Genomic DNA, 20042 nt, shown 5'->3' with positions numbered 1-20042 from the left:
CACTATTTTTAAGAATTACTATTTTCCAATACTTCATCAATTCGGAAAATATTAGGATGCTGTATTTTTGTGTATAGGATGTTATTATTCCACACATAGTTTAGTTTTCCCCATTCACACGCTGTTTTTACATCTGCAAAAAAGCCTTTTCCGTTGTAATTGGCACTCGTATTACATAACAATGGAATTCCACTTATTTTTTTGTACGCTTCTAATAAACTTCTAATTTCCTTTGAAGCGCAATCTGGTCCTACAGTTTGTAACCTTGCAGAGCCATCAACGTGACATATTGTAGGCACTTTATTTTTCCAATCTTCTCGTACATCATGATTAAATAGCATGTACGGATCTTCGCAACCAGGATCAAATACTGTCTCAGCATCTTCCGACAGACAAATTGGAGCCACTGGACGAAAAGGTTCGCGTTTTTTGACCATATTCAAACAAGCCTTCATATTTGGCGAGGTTGCAGCAGCGATTAGACTTCGATTTCCTAAAGCTCTTGGACCTATTTCGGCACATCCGCTTAAAAATACTACAGGTTCATTTTTATGATGTAGTAATGCTGCTAAATCTTCTAAATTACAAGCTGTTTCTGTCCAACCTTCTGGCACTTCACTCTCTTTTATATCTGGTCCTAAATACGGATGCCATTCAATATGTGAATGTGTTGTATGTTCCCACATTCCTGCACAAGCCATTCCGATGGCACTTCCGGAATCGTTTGGGAATGGTGGCACAAATACATCGTTGAATAAGTTTGTAGCTCTTATGGCACTGTTCCATTTTATGTTTAAAGCAGAACCACCCGCAAAACAAAGATTCGCTTTTGCATATGCATCTTTTTTCAGTTTCCCTGCTAGTTTTTCGATGATCATATGTTCTAAAAATGTATGTATTGTAAGTAATACATCTGCATCTGTACAAGACATATGTTTTGTGAATTCTTTGATGGCTGCACAAAATTTATGCTCAAAGAATAAGGAGATTTCTAAAGTCGTTTTGTAAAGTCGAGGCAAAGCATTTAATAATTCTTGGTTGATTTGCCCTTCGCCCATATACGACATTATTTTACCTGCAATTGACAATCCGCCAAAGAAACCATTAAGCGTCATTTGTCGTTGATCTTCTAGACGTTCTTCTTCACTTTTCTTATAAGGTCCAAAATAATGTCCCATTATTCCATAGATGGTTCCTGTCAAAAAGAAGAGTGTTCCTTTGTTTTCTACCTTCTTCGTATTGGCATTTACATAATACAATCGTGGATATTGTCCGCCATCCCAAACCAATACATAGCTATCTTCTTTTTTCGCTGCAAAAGGACTTGCACAATACGCGCTTAGTATATGTCCTGCAACATGTTTGTAGCTGCTGTAGGTATAGTTTTTATTATTTACAGGTAATCCGTTTGGAAAAATGGTTGCTTTTAAGTTGTCTTCTTTGAGACTTTCTTCATTGTATGTTGCAACAGGAAGTGAAATTGGTTTTCCAGACGACTGCGTTTCAATTACAGAGTGTTCTGGTTTTGTATTTTGAGTTCTATCAATATGCCAGCCATCAATGATGAAATGATCTATTTGATCTATGGCATATCCTTTTGATTGCAGTAATTCTTCTATTTCGGAAAGATCCGTAATTCCTGCATATCTGTTATTATTATTTACTTTTTCAAGTTCTATACTGAAAATAAGTTCATTATTTTCTATAAGCGCTATACCGCCGTCATGCGTTATTTTTATACCACAAAAAATCATATTTCTCTTTTTACTATACTGTTTATGAAGCTTCCTTTTTTAGTATGCTTCACCATTTTTATATCATTGAAGAACAATCACTGATTTTAGCAGTATGTCTTCAATGCGTTGCATACAATTTTGTTTTAAAAACATAATTGCACATGTTTTACCTTAGATGAATAAGGCAAATCGATTCATATCAACACATTCATTTTGTTGATATTATATGTATGTAATAGGGGGAAATTTAAGAGCACGAAGTGTGACTCAAACCTGAAATAGTTTTTTAGGGTATTATCTTATCTAGATTTTACTTATTTACTTAGAAACATAGGCGCTCTTCGTTTAAAATAGATTTACTATTAGATAACGTTGAACATAAACGCTTCGTATAAAACAGGTAGGAAAAATATTCGCCTAACTATTTAATTTTTTAAAGAATTATGTTCTTTTATATTACTACAATAACTACCTAATTGAATTAGATAGTTATTGTAATTTCTTATTTAGATTATATTATTTATTATTCTTTTGACTTTTTTATCGCGGTCATATATCGCGTCAATTCTTCCCTTACTTTCGGGAATAGTATTAGTAATCCTATCATATTAGGGAATACTAATGCTAGTATCATCGCATCAGAGAAAGCAAATACTGCTCCCATAGACATCGAAGCTCCAACTACTGTTGATAATAGGAATAGTACTTTATATACCATTTCTGTTTTCTTTCCTCTTCCGAAAACATATTTCCAAGCTTGTAAACCGTAGTATGACCAAGAAATCATCGTAGATATTGCAAATAATACTACTGCTACTGCAAGTACATATGGGAACCAAGGAATTACAGATTCAAAAGCCATTGAGGTTAAATTAACACCTCCTACTGCTTGACCTTCAACAATTACAGTTCCTAATCCGTCTCCACCATACGCAAAAACATCTCCACTGTTGTAGAATATAATTACTAAGGCAGTCATTGTACAAATAAGTACGGTATCTATAAATGGTTCTAGTAAAGCTACAATTCCTTCACTAGCAGGATATTTTGTTTTTACAGCAGAGTGTGCAATTGCTGCAGAACCAGCTCCTGCTTCGTTAGAGAATACTGCTCTTCTGAATCCTATAATTAACACTCCAAATAAACCTCCGAGTCCAGCTTCTGGTGTAAAGGCTCCTTCAAAAATTAATCCGAAAGCATCATCAATGTATGAGATGTTCGCAAAAATTACGATCAAACATGCTAAAGCATAAATACCTGCCATGAATGGTACTATTTTTTCTGTTACAGAAGCAATTCTTTTAATTCCTCCAATAATAACAACTCCTACTACCATTGCAAATATAATTCCGATTATAAATCCTGTAGAACCACCCTGAATTCCTAAAACATTTGCGATCTGTTCTGCTGCTTGATTTGATTGTACTGCGTTTCCTCCTCCAAAAGAAGCTCCAACACATAATACTGCAAAAACAATCGCTAATACTTTACCAAAGCCTTTCATGTTTCTTTCTGCAAGACCTTTTGATAAGTAATACATTGGTCCTCCATATACAGCTCCATCTTCTCCTACATCTCTATATTTTACACCAAGTGTACATTCCACAAACTTAGTCGCCATACTAAAAAGTCCACAGACAATCATCCAAAATGTTGCTCCTGGTCCTCCAATCGCAATTGCCAAAGCAACACCCGCAATATTTCCTAAACCAACTGTTCCTGAAACTGCTGTTGTAAGCGCCTGGAAATGAGAAACCTCTCCTTCACTTTCATCTCTAATCGTATCAGGAATATCTCCATCAACTACATTCACTTGCGCTTTTTCATCAGCTGAAGCATGATCTAATTCGTCATACTTTCCTCTTACTACATTTATTGCTAAAGGAACTTTTCTAAAGTTGATAAATCCAAAAGCTACCGTAAAAAATATAGCTCCAAGTACTAGTAAAACTACTACTAGAGGAATTTCTATCCCTGGTACTTCCCAAAGTACAATACTTTCCCATTTTTCGGTAATTGGTACAAAGAAGTCATTAATTTTTTCATCAATTCCTTTTTCCTCAACAACAGTTGTGTCTTGTGAAAAAGCACTTATCGAATAGCATAAACCGAGCAGTAGCGATAGAATAGTTTTACTTTTTTTCATGAATGAAGTTTAATTTTGAATATTGAGCAATATAAAAATAATATTTAAATATACTTAGGAATCAAGAATATTTTTTAGTGATTTAAAGTGCTCTTCTTCCATCATTTCTCCGTGTATACAGCTTAGTTGGAACGTAACTACAGACGATTTTGTAAACGGCTCCCAAGTGTTCATATTGAGTACTTTTGTATTCTTAGTTGCTTGTACACAAATGATTTCATTTTTGATGGTTCCGGAAACTTGATAACTATCAGTTAGTATGTGTAAATTGTTTTCTGCAATTCGTAAGCTTCGTTGCACCACATCTTGATCAAAAGCTTGTCCAAATTCTTTCACATATTCCTTTAAGTTTTTCAATTCGCCGTCTTTGTCGATGATGTTTTCAAATGCTGGAATTACATCTAAGATGATTAGTCTGTAATTGGAAAACCCTTTTTCATCTAAGATTTTTGCGGTTTCATATCCTATGTATCCTCCAAATGAGAATCCAAATAGTATTGCTTCTGTATGTTGTGAATTTTCGATGATAAGATCTGCATATACCTCAGCTTCTTCTCGGAATGTTTCAGCTACAGCTTCATCGCCATGCATTCCTAAACTTTGAAATGTATAGTTGTTATATGCATCTCCTAGATAGTTTGCCAAAGATTTAAAAACCAAACCTATTCCGTGTGATAAAGGCAAGTAGTAGATACTTTTTTGATGATTCCCATTGGTTAGGGTGAGCAATCGTGAATGATTTTCTTGTGCTTCTTCCGTTTGTTCGGCGTGACTTAGAATGTTTTCAATCGTAGGTTCTTCGTAAAAATCTACAATATGCATTTCAATACCTAGCGTTTCTTTGAGTCTGTTTAGCATTAAAGCCACAGTAAGACTGTAACCGCCAATTTCAAAGAAATCATCATCCAAGCCAATGTTTTTCTTTTGTAATATTTCTTCCCAAAGTTGCACCACTTGTCTTCCCGTCTCTGAAATTTCAATTTCGTTATTTTCAACAATCGGAATTGCTACCGAACTCGGTTTTGGCAATTGTTTTTTATGAATTTTACCATTTACCGTCAGCGGCATCTGCTGTAAAGGAATAAAAAATGTAGGCAGCATATATTCTGGCAATACACTTGCAAGATATGTACGCAAGGTAGTGTCCGTTTCTTGAATGCTTGGTTGCAATACATAATACGCTATCAATTCCATAGCGCCGTGAACGGAAGATTTTTGTGCTATGACAATGGATTCTTTGATGGCATTATGCGCATTTAGTGCCACATTAATTTCGTCTACTTCTATGCGATGACCTCTAATTTTTACTTGATCGTCAATTCGTCCAATATATTGAAGTTCTCCATTGGGAAGTCGTTTTGCCAAGTCGCCCGTTCTGTAATACCTTCTTGTTTTGTTGCCGATTGATATTTCAAAAAATCGATCTTTTGTGATTTCTGGTCTGTTTAAATATGCTTTTGCCAATCCTGCGCCACTTACATACATTTCTCCTGTAATTCCGAAAGGAACAAGTTCAAAGTTCGCATCCAATACTTGTATGTCAATCCCTGGAATTGATCGTCCAATCGTACTTCCATTACTATTGACATCTGTTAGCGTGAGTTCTTTAAATGTATTGTGTACCGTAGTTTCCGTAATTCCATACATATTTATGGTACGACATGTTGGAAAGTGATGTTTCCACGTTTTTAATAAAGTATTTTCTAACTTTTCTCCACCAAAAATTAAATAGCGGATATTAAGTGCTGCTGCATTTTCTATGAAACTAGATTGCAATGCTTGAAAAGAAGTTGGTGTTTGATTGAATACCGTAACTCCTTCCTGAATGCATACTTGAGTTAGTTTTTTATAATCGACACGCTGCGCTTTTGGTAGAATCACGAGTTTTCCTCCAGAAAGTATCGCGCCAAAGATTTCCCAAACAGAGAAATCAAAACAATAGGAATGAAATAAACACCAAACATCTTTTTCTGTAAAGTCAAACAATTTCTTAGTGGCATTGCTGAATAAATGGTTTAGGTTTTGATGCGCTATCATGACTCCTTTTGGCTTTCCTGTAGAACCTGAAGTGTAAATGATATATGCTAAATCGGTTGGTTTTGGGTAAATTCCAACCTGAGTTTCAGGATATGCTTCCTGTTGAGTTTTGAATTGTTCCAAAGTATCAGCATCAATACTTAGCTTGCAATTTGTATCTGATTCTATATAATTGATACGCTCTTGCGGATAGTTTGGATCAATTGGCACATATGCAGCGCCTGCTTTTAAAATTCCTAGTATGACAATAATCAGCCATTCATTATGATCTAATTTTACCGCAATTAAATCGTTCGCTTGTATCGTATTTGTTTCTATTATATAGTGCGCAAACTGATTGGATAGTTCGTCCAATTCTTTGTACGTAAAACTCTTTCCTTCATGAACAAGCGCCGTTCTTTCTGAAAATGCTTGTACTTGCGAAGCAAATAAGGATACTACAGTTTGCGAAGTATCATACGATTCCGTTTCACTGGTAGCTTCTAATAAGGCTGATTTTTCATCTTCATGTAAATAATCAATTGTATCAATAGCGGTTGTTGCATTGGTTAAAAGCGCGTTGAGCAATTGCGCATAATGTTGCATTAACTGCTGCATTAATGCTTTATCGTATACATCTTGATTGAAGATGAGTTTGTAATTCAGTTCATCTCCTTGATCTTGTATTTCTATTCGGATATCAAAATTGACAACTGCTGCTCCGAAATCTTGAATTTCAGTACCAAAAGAGATGCCTTCTTCTCCATTTTTGAGAATGTCATAACTGAGTAATGCATCAAATAAAGCGCTTCTGCTGGTATCATATTGTATGTTTAAATCTTCCACCAAACGATCAAAAGGATAGGTTTGATGACTAAAACTTTCCAGTGTACTTTGTTTGATACGTTCGTAGAATGTAGCGTACGTATCGTCTTCTTTCACCGTATTTCGCAATGCCAAGGTATTGATGTAAAATCCAATTTGATTTTCCAATTCTTTATGCATTCGTCCAGAAGTTGGTGTTCCAATAATTTGATCTCTCAATCCTGAATAACGGTAAAAAATAGCTTGCCAACCTGATAAAAGTACCATAAATGTACTTCCGCCGTACTGTGCTGTAAAGTCTTGTATGCGCGTGTAAAGTGCTTTTGGAAGTTGCGCTCCTAGTGCATATCCGTTGAATGTTTTTACTTTTGGACGCAGTTTCGTTGTCGGTAAATCTAATAATGGTAATTCTCCCGAAAGCTGGCTGATCCAATATTCTTTTTGTGTTATAAATGATGGTTCAGCTTGTTGTGCTTGCTGCCATTGACTGTATTCTTTGTATTGAATTCGCAATGGTTTTATCTCTAATGCTGCTTGTTGATTGAAATGTTGGTAGTAATTCATGACATCATTTCTAAGCACTTCCATAGACCAACCATCGCTAATGATATGATGTAGATTGTAATAGAATGCATAATGTTTGTCTGAAAGTTGCATCAAACTACATCTGAATAATGGACCATTTTCTAAGTCAAAAGCGAGTTGCGCATCTTCGTTTCTGTAGTTTTCAAAAGCGATTTCACTGTCTGCGTGATTGCGAAAGTCTTCAAAACCTATTGTAAAATTGTAATTTTCTTTTGGAATGATGCGTTGTCGCACTTCTCCTGAAGATTGCTGCTTGAATACCGTACGTAGTATTTCATGACGTTCTACAACCGCGTGTACTGCTTTTTGAAAATGTTCAATATCATAATCGCCTTCCAGATATACAAAACTTGGCATATGATAGGCTAACGAACCTTCTTTGAACTGACTTAATATCCACAAACGATGCTGACCTGAAGATACTGCATAGTCTTCTTGCGCTTCCAATTCAGGAATTTCCTCATAACTTTCATTTTCAGATGAAGACAACAATGCAACTTGCGAAGCTACTGTTGTTGACGAAAATAAATCGCTCAATGCTAAGCGTACTTCAAATTCTTTATGATATTTATTTAATAAGCGAGTTGCTCGTAAGCTATGTCCGCCCAAAACAAAGAAATCATCATCCAAACCAATATGTTCTCTTCCTAAAATTTCTTCCCAAATAGCAACTACTTGTTTTTCCAAGTCCGTTTCTGCCGCACGAAAAGATTCCGCTTCTCTAGCATCTGCAATTTTAGGATTTGGAAGTTCTTTCTTTGCAATTTTACCATTGGTATTTAACGGCATGTGTTCTAAATGCACATAATACGCTGGCAACATGTATTGTGGCAAACTTGTAGCTAGATGCGAGCGCAATTCAGCTGCTTCTATTTCATTATCAGACACGTAATAACCGATCAATTCTTGCTGCTCAGACAATTCTCGCACTAACACAACACTTTCACGTATCGCTGAATGAGATGTGAGACACTTTTCTATGGCTCCTAATTCAATGCGATAGCCGCGCAGTTTCACTTGATCGTCCAATCTTCCTAAAAATTCAATCGTTCCATCTGGAAGCCATCGTACCAAATCGCCCGTTTTATACATACGTTCGCTAGGTACAAAAGGATTGTCTACAAATTTTTCTGCGGTCAATTCAGGTTTGTTATGATAGCCGCGCGCCAAGCCAATTCCACTAATGTGCAATTCTCCTGCAACACCAATTGGACATAAGGTTTCATCTTGCAAGACATAATACGACGCATTGTGTACAGGACTTCCAATCGTAATGGGTTTTCCTTTGTGAATTTCTCCTCTGGAAGTCGTTACCGTACATTCTGTAGGTCCGTATCCATTGTACAATTGCTGGTGTTTAAACTTTTCAACAACCGTATCTTTTAAAGGTTCGCCTCCGAGAAATATTTTTTGTAATGATGATTTTTCAGCAGGAATAAATTCGGACATGGAAGAAGTTCCATCTAACCAAGTAAGTTGATGTTTGTGTATGAGTTCCTTCAATTCATTATAGCCAAATTTTGAAACAATCAGCTTTCCTCCCGTAAGGATTGTGTTGAATATTTGGTTTAGAGAAATGTCAAAACAATACGTAGACACCAATAGAGTAACATCATCGGCATTAAAACCATAGACTTTTGTATTGAATTGCAGATAGTTACTGATAGAACGATGCTCAATCATTACTCCTTTCGGTTTCCCTGTAGATCCCGAAGTGTAAATGATATAGGCTAAATCGGTTGGTTTTGGATGAATACCTGCGTAGGTTTCCGAATAATTCGCTTGCACTGCTCTAAAACGTTCCAATTCCGCAGCATCAATACTCAACTTACAATTTGTATCGTTTTCTATATATTGAATGCGCTCTTGCGGATAGTTAGGATCAATAGGCACATACGCTCCACCTGTTTTTAATACTGCCAGAATCGTAATAATCATCCATTCACTACGCGCTAATTTTAAGGAAATTAATTCGTCTGCTTTGATTTGATACGTTTCCACTAAATACTGTGCTAGTTGATTGGATACAGCATCTAATTCTTCGTATGTGAGTTGAATATCATTGAATACAACCGCAGTGTTTTTCGGTGTTTTAGCAACTTGCTTTTGAAATAACGAAATAAGCGTTTCCGATTGATCATACGAAACTACTTCGCCTTTAAAATCTTCTAATAAAACGATTTTTTCTGTTTCCGTTAAATAGTCAATTTTACGAATTTCCGCTGTAGGTGTTGCCAATACTTTTTCAAGAAATTGAAAATAATGTTGTATTAATTGACGCATTGTGATAGCATCATATACATCTTCGTTATATAAAAACGAGTAACGTAGTTGATCTTCTGCTTGATGAAAGGCAAATTCAACATCAAACTTTATGGAAATTGAGTATATTTCTTCTATTTCCGTCGTGTTTTGTGAAGTTTGCAAAGCCTCTTCTGCTTGATGCACCGTAAAAAGCACATCAAATAAGGTACTTCGACTTGAATCATAACTTAACGATACATCATCAATCAATTTGTCAAAAGGATATTCTTGATGATTGTATGCTTCTAGTGTATTTTCTTTGACGCGTTTGTATAGTGTTTGAAAAGTATCAGTATCTTCAATCGTATTTCGCAATGCTAAAGTATTGATATAAAAACCAATTTGATTTTCCAATTCTTTATGTACTCTACCAGAAACTGGCGTTCCTATAATTTGATCTTTTGCTGACGTGTAGCGATAACAAATGGCATTCCAAGCAGCTAATAACACCATGAATGCACTTCCGCCCTGCTCTTTTGTAAATTTTTGAACCGCGTTGTGCAATGTTGTTGGAATTGTTGCTTCCCAACCTGTACCATTGTAGGTTTTTAGTTTTGGACGTTTTTTTCGTGTGGGAAGATTGAATACCGGAATTTCACCTTTAAAAATTTCTTTCCAATAGGTTTGATGTAATTTGTAACGCTCCGTTTCTTGCAATGAAATTTGCCATGCACTATAGTCTTTGTAATGAATTCGCAACGGTGTTATTTGCAAAGGCGTTTCAAATTGATAATGTTGGTAATAGCTCATAATTTCATCTCGCAGTACTTTTAACGACCACGCATCGCCAATGATGTGATGTATGTTTAAGTAGAATACAAAATTTGACTCTGACAGTTTAATGACACTTCCTCTGTATAATGGACCTTCCTCAAGTTTAAATGGCTGATTTGCTTCAATAATCCTGTAGGTTTCAAACACTTTTTCTGGACATGTTTCAGTAGTAAAATCTATATATCCCAACTCGCACGAACATTCGTTTACGGGAAGAACCCACTGTCGTACGATACCATTTTCATCTTGCTTAAAAACCGTTCTTAGTATTTCGTGACGCGCAATAACGGCTGCTACTGCACGACGAAAGTTTGTAAGGTTAATTTCTCCTGATAAATATTCATATTGCGGCATGTGGTATGCCAACATTCCTTCTTTAAATTGACTAAGAATCCAAATACGTTGCTGTCCCGGAGAAAGTGGATAATTTTCTTGCGTTTCAAGCTTCGGAATGTTTAATATTTTTTTGGATTCTTCTACTTTTTTTAGATGATTGATCAATGCTTGTTTGTTCGCTTTTATTTTGCGAATGGTATCTGGCGCTAGTTTTTTCTTTAGTGCAATCACCTGTATATCATCACCTTTTAGTTTGAGCCTGATATCTTCTTTTTGTAATTCAGAAAGTATATTTGTTATGTTTTCCACGTATGCTTTAATGATGAATTAACTCGATAATCGAGATTGTAATACTCCACGTTTGTGTAGAAATATTTTTAGTTATTTTATGTAAATTCTTCTTGGTTTCTCCCTAGAAATTATTGATTAGTATTCAATTGTTTTTTCTCCAAATAATCGTTCAGCTACCATTTCTCTTTGATTGCAATCATCGAGCAAACGATTTGATTCGACAATAGGACGTGATTCGTCTGTATATTTTAAAGAACTGATGAATTCTAACCAAGGTTCGAGTCCCATCGCATATACAAATACATCTTTTGGATTGAAGATATTGATGAATTTTCTAGCTTGTTCGTAATTACAACCGGCCAAACGTCTGGAATTGTCTTGATCGCGCGGTAATTTTTCTGGCATTAACGGACCGTACAACCATGATAACGGCGCACCGTCACATTCCATTCCTAAAAATATCACATCTGCATTTCCTACCAGTTTTTGTACACGTTCGTAAACTCTTGGTTCTACATTACACGAATCCGCAGCAAATAACACTCGGAAGTCATTGTGTAATTTGATGTGATAACAGAGTTTGCTTCGTACATCTAAATCAGAATGTTCTCCTAAAAATGGCAATCCTGTAATGGTACATTTATCTAACGTAATTGACTCCATATCATCTAGTTCTATAATATTGTGGAATCCGATATTTTGAAACATTAGTTTTAGTCCTGGATCTTGTAAGTTTCCTTTTCCGCAAGAAGGAACAATGATATTTTTGATAGAATGTCGCAGTTGCAATAAGGTTTCCAACAAAATATGATCTTGATGATTGTGCGTAATTAATACATAGTCTATTTCTTCAGGAAGATCGTTGATGGTATATCTGTTCACATCCGATTCGTAACCGTCATAACTAATTACAGGATCTACTAAGATCGATACTTCATTCGTTTCTACCAATACGCAGGCATGTCCAAAATAACGTGTGCGAATTCCGTTTCCTGTATACGGTTCATATTTTTTAGGTGCTTCTGTCGTAAAAAAGCTTTTGAATAGTTCTTCTTTATCCGCTGGAATGTTGAGTTTTTCCTTGATAGTTTCATACGAACCTGCAATTCGCTTCATTTTAAAGAGTTCTTCAATCACGTTTTCCTTAAAAGGAATGTTTAAATGAATCATATCTTCATCATCCAATCTTGGTGTGCTTAATACAAACGAGCGAGAATCATCTGCATCAATCAACTGTAAAGACACAGATTGTGTACTTTCATCATAATATTCACTTTGGTATAATAAACTTTCAAAGAACCTGAAATTTGGATGATTATTTAAGTCATAATACAATTCTACATATCCTTTGAGTGGTTCTGGTACTTTGTCATATAAAGCATTTAATGAAAACCCTGTAGCTTCGGTTTGCAAGGTAGTATTCAGTTGACTAATTGCTTCACAAAGTTCAAGCATTGGTGCTCTTTTTTCTTTGGTTTCCTCAAATAGCGCTTTGATTTCTTCTACACGTCCGCCATCATAATCAATAAAAGGTCCGCCTAACATTTCAGGTTTTTTAACCGCTGCTGCATGTATTTTTGGGTTTCTGATGTACGACTGCATTATTTTTAAATGTCGGTCTTTGATATTCATGGCTGCCGTAGCTGGCGATACCAAGTGTGACCAGGCATACCATCGATCAATTAAGGCTTCTAATACAACGTTTAATTTTAAATATACTTCCATTTTATGTTTTTTTATATTATTTCTGAGTCTATAATTTCATCTTCATCAAAAGAGTCTTGATACCATAATGATTTCTCAATTTCAGTGGCCAATTGCGTAATGTTTGGATTGAGGAATACATTTGCAATATCAATAGTTACTTGAAAAAGTTCTTGTACATTGGTGATTAACTGCATTGCTTTGATACTATTTCCACCCAATTCAAAGAAATCATCTTCAATACCAATCTTGTCTACTGCTAAGAGTTCTTCCCAAAGTGTCACAAGTTTTTTCTGTACTTCACTTTCTGGAGCAACGTACACATTTCTCACAATTGCAGAATCGTCAATTTCTGGAAGATTTTTTCGATCAATTTTTCCATTGGCGTTTCTTGGCAATTCATCCAATTGCATGTAGAAAGATGGTACCATATATTCTGGCAGTCTTTCCGAAATAAAACTTCGCAAGAGCGCTTTGTCAATAGTATCATCTGAAGTAATATAAGCCGTTAAACTTGGTTCATTATTGAGTTGCTTCACTACCGTAACCACTTGATTTATGGCCGAAAACTTCTGAATTACTTGTTCTATTTCTCCCAATTCAATTCGGTAACCTCTCAATTTTATTTGATGATCAGAGCGTCTTCTGTACACAATATTACCATCTTGTAAACGTCTTACAATATCTCCCGTTTTGTATAAAAGTGTTCCTCTTTTGAATGGATTTGGAATGAATCTTTCTTGGGTTAATGCTTCTTTGTTTAGGTATCCTTTGGCAAGTCCCGCACCTTCTATATACAATTCTCCTTCTACATAATCGGGTTGCAATTGCATTTCTTCTGATAGAATGTAAAAGTGTGTTTGATCAATTGGTTTCCCGATAGGAATTGCATCAAAATCAAATGTTTTTTCTATACGATAACAACTACTATACGTCGTATCTTCCGAAGGTCCGTATAGATTTCTAACTTCAATACGATCAAAAGGTAAAGCATTTGAAACATGTTGTGGAATTGGTTCGCCTGCCATATTTATGGTAACTACGTTTTCCCAATTTACTTGTTGTGAAATCAAGGTTTCAATCACGCTTGGAACCGTATTAATTGCGATGTTTTTGTCTGTTTCTAGATAGTTTGGAATTTCCAATCCATTTTCTAACATACGAATGCTTTTCCCTGTGCTTAACGGATAAAACATTTCGTAAATAGACAAATCAAAACAATAGGAAGTCACATAATACATGACGTCAAAAGCAGTTTTTGCAAATTCCTTTTGTGCCCATTGTAGCATGCTTACGGCGTTTTTATGCGCAATCATCACGCCTTTTGGTTTCCCGGTAGATCCTGACGTATAAATGACATATGCCAAATTGTTTGCTGCAATACTTACTGGTACTGCTGTTTGGGCATATGTGTGTTGATTTTCTCTAAACTTGGTCAATTCTGCTTCATCGATGCTAACTTTGCAATTGATATCTGCTTCTATGTATGTAATTCGCTCTTGCGGATAGTTTGGATCAATCGGCACATACGCAGCTCCTGATTTTAAAACTCCTAATATGGAAATGATCATCCATTCGGTTCGCTCTAATTTCAATGCAATTAATTCTTCTGAAGCAACTTGATATGTATTGATTAGATAGTGTGCAAATTGATTCGACAGTCGATCCAATTCTTGATACGTCAGCGTGATTTCGTCAAAAATTACAGCTATATTTTCAGGAGTTTTTGCAACATTCGCTTGAAAATTAGACAGTAAATTATCTTCTGTTTCTAGAGAAACTATATTTTCTACGAACGCTTCTTTTTCGGCATTATTTAGGTATGTTATATGATCAATATTGGTGACTGAATCGACAACTATCTTAGATAATAATTCCTCATAATGCTTCATGAGTTGCTTCATTACTACTTTATCGTATACATCTTCATTGTAGATAAACACGTATGACAATTGACCTTCCGTTTCATGAAATGAAATTTCAATATCAAACTTTGTCATCGTTTGTCCTGCTTCTATGATCGTTTCTGTATTTTCTATTTCTTCAGAAGCTTCATCTACCTGATTCAACGTAAGTAATACATCAAACAAAGCGCTACGACTCGTATCATAATTCAGCGCTAAATCTTCCACTAAACGATCAAAAGGATACGCCTGATGGTTAAAACTTTCGAGTGTATTTTGTGTAACACGTTCATAAAATGTAACATATGTGTCGCCTTCTTCCAGTGTATTTCGTAATGCCAAGGTATTGATATAGAACCCGATTTGATTCTCCAATTCTTTGTGCATTCGCCCAGAAGTTGGCGTTCCTATAATTTGATCTCTTAAACCAGAATAACGGTAAAATATAGCTTGCCAACTTGATAAAAGCACCATAAACGTACTTCCGCCGTGTTCTGAAACAAAGTTTTGTACGGCATTATATGTATCATTTGAAATGATCGATTCTAATACTCGTCCATTGTATGTTTTTACTTTTGGACGTAATTTGGTGACTGGCAAATTCAATATAGGAAGTTCACCTTGATATTTTTCTTTCCAATAGCTTTGAGCTGATTTTTGTATTTCAGATTCACTTTGCTGTAATTGCCATTGACTGTAATCTTTGTATTGAATGCGTAATGGTTCTAGATTTGTTGCCAATCCTTGTTGATACTGTTGATAGTATTTCATGACATCATTTCGAAGCACATCCATTGACCAACCATCACTGATGATATGATGCAGGTTGTAATAAAATGCATAGTGTTTGTCTGATAGTTGAATCAAACTACATCTAAATAAAGGACCATTTTCTAGGTCAAAAGCGAGTTGGGCATCTTGTTTTCTGTAGTTTTCAAAAGCTGTTTCACTGTTTTCATGACTGCTAAAATCTTCTACATCGATTGTAAAGTTGTAGTTTTCTTTTGGAATGATGCGCTGACGAACTTCTCCTGAAGATTGTTGTTTGAATACCGTTCGTAGTATTTCATGTCGTTCAACAACCGCATGTACTGCTTTTTGAAAGTTTACAACATTATGATTTCCTTCCAGATATACAAAACTTGGCATGTGGTACGCCAACGAACCTTCTTTGAATTGACTTAATATCCACAAACGATGCTGACCTGACGATACTGCATAGTCTTCTTGTGCTTCCAATTCTGGAATTTCCTCATAGCTTTCATTTGCAGATGAAGACAGCAATTCGACTTGTGAAGCAACCGTCGTTGCTGAAAATAAATCGCTCAATTCTAAACGTATTTCAAATTCTTTGTGGTATTTATTTAATAAGCGAGTCGCACGTAAACTATGTCCGCCCAAAACAAAGAAATCATCATCCAAGCCAATATGTTCTCTGCCTAGAATTTCTTCCCAAATAGCAACCACTTGTTTTTCCAGATCTGTTTCAGCAGCTCGGAAAGATGCTGTTTCACTTGATGTTATTATTTCCGGATTTGGCAATTCCTTTTTCGCTATTTTACCATTTGCGGTTAATGGCATTTGTTTTAAATGCACAAAATATGACGGCAACATGTATTGTGGTAAGTTTGTTCCAACATGCGAACGCAATTCAGCTGTTTCTAATTCATTATCAGACACATAATAACCAATCAATTCTTGTTGTCCTGCTAATTCTCGAACCAATACAACACTTTCGCGAATCTCTTTGTGATTGATCAAACTGTTTTCAATGGCGCCTAATTCAATTCGATATCCACGCAATTTCACTTGATCGTCAATTCTACCTAAAAATTCAATCGTTCCATCAGAAAGCCATCGTACCAAATCGCCCGTTTTATACATGCGTTCGCCAGCTACAAAAGGATTTTCTACAAATTTTTCTGCGGTCAATTGTTCGTTATTATGATAGCCTTTTGCCAAACCAATTCCGCTTATGCACAATTCTCCTGCAACACCAATTGGACACAAAATATCATCTTGCAATACATAATATGACATGTTTCGAATTGGATTTCCAATAGAAATTGGTCCAGTTTGCTGATACGCTTCAACAGCTACTTTATGAATGGAAGAGCAAATACTCGTTTCTGTTAATCCATAGGCATTGTAATAGGTTCCAATAGTTTCAAATCCTGCAATATCTTCGTAATTGATTTGTTCTCCCGCGGTAATTAAAATGTTTAATGTTCTGAGTTTGCTTACTTCGATTAATCGTAAATACGATGGCGGCAATGTGGCGACCGTAATTTCATTTTCGAGCATATAAGAAAGTAATCGCTCTGGATTTTTTCGGACATCTTCAGTCGTAATGTATAACGAAGCACCAGAAAGTAATGCTAAAAAGCTTTCCCAAACGGACGCATCAAAAGAGAACGAAGCAAACTGTAAACAACGTTCTTTTTCGCTAATTTGAAAGGTTTCTTTCTCTGCCAATGCTGTATTGAGTGCAGCTTTGTGCGTAATCATTCCGCCTTTAGGTTTCCCTGTAGATCCTGAAGTATAGAGTATGTATGCCAAACTTTCTTCCGCAATGTGTACATCTAGTTTTTGAGGAGACATTTCAAGGAAATCTATTTCGACATCAATCGCAAAAATGGTTTCTTCAAAATAATAAATGTCAAACATATAGTCCGTACTCGTAATCAAGAGTTTGGCTTTTGTTTCTTCTAAAATATATTCCTTACGCGCTTCCGGATAATTTGGATCAATAGGAACATAAGCCGCGCCTGTTTTTAGGATTCCCAAGATGGACACGATCATCCATTGACTTCTGTCTAATAGAATTCCTACTAAATCTTCTGTGCCAATATTGTGTTCTGATCGTAAATAATGTGCTAATTGATTTGATTGTTCGTCTAATTCTTGATAACTCAGTGTTTCTCCTTCAAATACAACTGCGGTATGAGTTGGATACTGTGTTGCTATTTCCTCAAAACGATCTAAAATTGTGCCTTCAGTTGTGTAATTCGTATCATCACTTGCATATGTGTTTAGCAATAATGATTCTTCTTCTGGAGATACATACGCTAATTTGCTTAATTGTGCTTCTGGTTTTGTGACAAACGATGTTAACAACGTATTGAAGTTCTCTGATAATCGCTGAATGTATTCAGTGCTGTATAGGGCTTCGTTGTATACAAAACGGAAGCTTAAAGATGCATCTGGAGCAACTTGAATGTAGAAATTGTAATTCGTTCTTTCATACGATTCAAACGAACTCACTTCCATCTCTACAGTATCGCTTTCTTCTGCTGAAGCGACTTCTGACACACGTGATTCTTCCACCAAATAGTTTCCAAACATTAAAATGTGATCTATCAAATGACGACCTGTTTTGGTAAACGATTGTATTTCTGATAGATTCAAATAATGATGTCCGTTGCTGCTAATGGTACCTTCTTGAATGCGTTTGAGTACACTTGTAACGGTGTCTTCTTCGTTCAATTCCACTCGTACTGGAATCGTATTGATAAACAGTCCAACCATGGTTTCCACACCTTCTAAATCAGATGGACGACCAGAAACTACAGAACCATATACCACATCGTTACGTTGTGTATAACGTGAGAGTAAATAACTCCAAACTCCTTGTATGAGTGTATTTTGTGTGAATCCGTATTCTGCACAAACCGCTTTTAATGAAGTGTATATTTCCTGAGAAATCTCTAAATCTATATGTGATTGTTGATATTCCTCTGATACCGCTTGCTTGTCCATTGGCAAACGTGTGATGCCTTCGTATCCTGATAAGATATTGTTCCAATAGTTCAGCGAGCTTTGTTTGTCTATTCCTCTAAGCCAATTGATGTAGCGAGAATATGGAAGCACTTTTGGTAAATCGGCTGGTTTTCCAGATACTTTTGAGCGAATGAGTTCGTAAAAATCATTGATCAAAATACTCATACACCAACCATCGATTAAGATATGATGGTGACTCCACAAGAATTCATAGCTTCCTTTTTCAGTTTTGTAGATTTGTAAACGCATCAGTGAGGAAGCACTTAAGTCAAAACCTTCTTTTCGATCTTGTTGCTTTAATTCCTCTATGCTGATCTCACTGCTAGCGGCTTCATAATAACGAAAATCTCCTTGTACATCCTTGTGAACAATCTGCAATGGAGTTCCGCCAATATCATTTCTAAAGCCTGTTCTTAAGACTTCATAACGAGCGATCAGTTCATTATAGGCTGCTTTTACATATGGAATTGGAATCTCTAGCGAATTAACACTATACGACATTTGTTCGAAATACAATTCGTTCAGCTCGCTTGACAGCCAATGATAATACATTCCTTCTTGCAACGGTGATAATTCATAGATATCTGCAATTGCGGTTTCTGTTGTTAGCTGTGATAATTCTTCTATGCTAACTGCTGAATAGCTAAGATCACTTGGTGTTAAACTGGCTTCTTTTTTGTCGGATAGTGTTTGTATATATTGTTGTAAATGTTTTTTATAAGATTGTTCTAATTGCTTAATCTGATTCGTGGTATAATGTGCTTGACTGTAACGAATACTGATTGATAATTCTCCTGAAACAATGATGCCCGTGACTTCTAATCCGACATGACTGATATTGTTTTTAGAACGATCATTTCCAACGTCATAACTTCCATATTCAAAACTCGTAGATGCTTCAGTAGTTGTTGTTTCGGTACTTTCTACGCCTGAACCAAAATCTCCTAAGTAATTGAACAGTAATAATGGTCGATATCCAGTTTTAAAATCCTCAGATAAGTATTGCAACATACTATAGCCGATTCCGCGGTTTGGTATGTTTCTGAGTCCTTCTTTGGTTGTAATTAAGGTGTCAACATTTGTACCTTTAGATTGTAATTCAAAAGGATATAAACTTGTAAACCAACCTACGGTTCTACTTAAATCTATTGCGCTTGTTAATTCTTCGCGTCCGTGTCCTTCGAGTTCTATCAAACAACGATCTATGGAAAATACTTCGTCTAAACTCAATGATAAACTACTCAGCAAGATATCGTTTACATTTGTATTGTATCCAACATGGATTGAGCTTTGCAGCTTTTCTGTTTGTGAAGCTGTAAGTGCAAAATCGGTCGTTGAATCTAGTTGTATTTGAGTTATTGTAGCCAGTGTTTCTGGTAAATAACTACTACTTGGAAGTTCGCATACAGAAGACCAATATTTCTGCTCTGCTTCAAGCTGTCCGCTATCCACATATGCTTGTTGTTCTTTGGCCCAAGCTTTGTATGAAGTCGTTTTTGCTGGTAATTGAATCTTTTCACCTGCTACAAAACTGCTATACACATTGGTGAAATCTTCTAGTAAAATTCGCCATGAAACACCATCAATGATTAAGTGATGTGCGATAAATACCAAATGATCACTCTCTGGCAATTGAAAGTG

At 35.8% G+C, this 20042-nt stretch carries 5 protein-coding genes; all 5 read right to left on the bottom strand.

Features of this window, described 5'->3' with window-relative positions; genetic code table 11:
- Positions 1-8: 8 nt before the first annotated feature.
- Positions 9-1754 carry a carbamoyltransferase N-terminal domain-containing protein gene (locus Q0845_RS19170; protein ID WP_298516672.1) on the bottom strand — a complete coding sequence of 582 codons (1746 nt, stop codon included), beginning with the start codon at positions 1752-1754 and terminating at the stop codon, positions 9-11.
- 505 nt (positions 1755-2259) lie between these two features.
- Positions 2260-3882, bottom strand: a complete 1623-nt coding sequence (locus Q0845_RS19165) for a sodium:alanine symporter family protein (protein ID WP_298516670.1) — start codon at positions 3880-3882, stop codon at positions 2260-2262.
- Positions 3883-3936: 54 nt separating this feature from the next.
- Positions 3937-11031, bottom strand: coding sequence for a non-ribosomal peptide synthetase (locus tag Q0845_RS19160; protein WP_298516668.1), 7095 nt, complete (start codon positions 11029-11031; stop codon positions 3937-3939).
- A 117-nt stretch (positions 11032-11148) separates the two neighbouring features.
- Positions 11149-12738 carry an MBL fold metallo-hydrolase gene (locus tag Q0845_RS19155; protein ID WP_298516666.1) on the bottom strand — a complete coding sequence of 530 codons (1590 nt, stop codon included), beginning with the start codon at positions 12736-12738 and terminating at the stop codon, positions 11149-11151.
- Positions 12739-12749: 11 nt separating this feature from the next.
- Positions 12750-20033 carry a non-ribosomal peptide synthetase gene (locus Q0845_RS19150; protein WP_298516663.1) on the bottom strand — a complete coding sequence of 2428 codons (7284 nt, stop codon included), beginning with the start codon at positions 20031-20033 and terminating at the stop codon, positions 12750-12752.
- Positions 20034-20042: the final 9 nt, after the last annotated feature.

The sequence above is a fragment of the uncultured Kordia sp. genome, from assembly GCF_947489565.1.
Classification (GTDB): Bacteria; Bacteroidota; Bacteroidia; order Flavobacteriales; family Flavobacteriaceae; genus Kordia.
Note: the sequence above shows the minus strand (reverse complement) of the source record. Positions and strands in the feature narration are given on the sequence as shown.